The 2063-nt window shown below is 65.9% G+C and carries 2 protein-coding genes; both read right to left on the bottom strand.

All coding sequences use genetic code 11. The annotated features are described in order from the left end of the window. The coding region (locus MUO23_07465) for a hypothetical protein (protein MCJ7512793.1) at positions 1 to 302 on the bottom strand (302 nt) is incomplete at its 3' end. Between the two features lie 321 nt (positions 303 to 623). Further along, positions 624 to 2063 (bottom strand): lamin tail domain-containing protein (locus tag MUO23_07460; protein MCJ7512792.1); only part of this gene is annotated, 1440 nt, incomplete at its 5' end.

Genomic DNA, 2063 nt, shown 5'->3' with positions numbered 1-2063 from the left:
GTGGCGGCAACGCCGTTCGCCAGCTGCTGTTTGAGCAAGCGGGCAAATGCCGGACGGCCGAGCAGCGCCTCCAGGCGCAGCGGCCGGTCTTCCTCGGGGAGCGCCAGCTTGGCCTGGTCGATTGCCTCGGCTCGAATCGCCTCGGCCAGCACATCCATGTCCGAGATCCCCCAGGGTCGGTGCTCGGTTGCATGCTGCCCCAGGGCTTCGGTGATCCGATTGATGTGCGCTAGCTCGAGCTCGAGGTGCAGTTCCTTCTTCTTCGGCGGAGGCGCGACGCGGTTGCGGATTGGCTCAGGCATGGCAGATCCTCCCGGCGGCCTCGGATCCGAGGACCGCGCTTTCGTCTGCATCCTAGCACCCGGGATATGAAAGGCGCATACAAATCCCCGAGCGGTCCATGAAGGCAGGATAAGAAACTGGCCGGCGAGCTGCGCAGCTCGAGGAGAGGCGAGCGATAGGTTGAGGCGCTATGACGATTGCCCGCGGCCCGCGCCCTCACCTGGGCGCCGAATGCCCTGCGTCCTGCGCCAGAGCGTCCGATGGAGCCCCAGGTTGTGCAGACCCAGCGGGGATGTTGCCGCGAGATCAGGAGGCCTTCAGTTGGGCGGTCCTCCCCGTCATCAAGGACAAGGCCCGGCAGCCGGGGCCGCTCCCTGAGCACAGGAGGATGCCGCCGACAGCGCCGCCTCCAGGTCTCGCGAATTGGCACCGCCCGGCGTGCCGAGGATAGGCCAGCCGTCTGCATCCAAGCCACGCCCGAGCTCCCCGGTGAAGGGCAACCATTCTTCACCGAGGCGCTCGATGGAGACGCGGCTGTCTCTCTGGCCGCCGGGCCAGGCGCCGGTGGCGTTCACCACGTCGATATCACGGCCGGAGGGATCAACCAGCCTCAGACGCTCGCCGTCGTCGGATAGCGCACCGCGGTAGATGCCATCCGCGGGCAGGTCCGAGATCGTCTCGTCGTCTGTCCGCTCCAGAAGGCAGTAGCCGCCAGGTGCAAGCATCCCGGTCAGGGGCGCCCAGATGTCGTTGTCGTCCGTCAGGGCCCAACCGGCCAGGGAGATCGACTCCTTGCCGGGGTTCCACAACTCGATCCACTCGTCGTTGGCCGAGGCCAGGGTGCCAGCCCAGGCGACTTCGCTGACAAGGATGGAACCTACCGGGAATGATGGCGGCGTGTAGATCCGGTTCGTGTTCCCTGGGGACGGCCACAGCCCGTAGACCAAGTGATCCGACCCGTCCGGCAGCCGGCCGTAAGACAGGTTGTAAGCCCTCACCCGCAGGTACGAGATCGTGTCGACTGTGTGACCGTTGGGCGCCCGCAGGGTGACGGTGTCGCCCGTGTCGTTCAGCGCCAGGTGGGTGAGGGTACGGAAGAACACGGCGTACCCCTCGGCTTGGATCAGGCGGTTGGACAGGACGAAGGGCGTGGATCCGCCGTTGCGCAGGTCGTCCAGAATCCAGCCTCCGAGTTGGACATCATGCGGGCCCCGGTTGTACAACTCGATGAACTCGTCGTTGAGGTCGGTGCCGCCGGTACCCTCCCAGTCATAGTGTGGTCGGACAAGCACTTCGTTGACGACGACCTGCCCGGGAATCCAAGTTGGCACAGGTGTCGGGAACAAGAGCGAGTTCGGGGCGTGGGGGGTGCCGACAATGCCGCTGCCCGCGGCATCGTGACCATTTCCGTAGTAGCCGGTATAGGTCCCCCAGCCGCCGCTTTGCTTGCGCTCCATGCTGGCATGCGTCTCGGCGTCGCCGGCTGGCCAGGCGCTGCCGCCTCGGTTGGCCACATCGACGGAAGCGCCGCTCGGGTCGAGCAGCTCGAGCCGCTCGCCGTCGTTGCTCAAGGCACCGGTGTAGATCAGGTCGGCGACAATGTCGGAAACCGTCTGATCATCAGTGCGTTCCAGCAAGCAGAAACCACGGGGTTCGATGATTCCTGCAAGCGTGCGATCGAGATCGCCGCCGTCCGTCAGCCGCCAGTTTGCCAGGTCAATGGCCTCCGAGCCCGGGTTGAAGAGCTCGATCCATTCGTCGGACGACGAGGCCAGGGTGCC

Source organism: Anaerolineales bacterium (assembly GCA_022866145.1).
In the GTDB taxonomy this organism is placed as follows: Bacteria; Chloroflexota; Anaerolineae; order Anaerolineales; family E44-bin32; genus PFL42.
The sequence above is the reverse complement of the archived record's forward strand: the minus strand, read 5'-3'. Positions and strand labels throughout refer to the sequence as shown.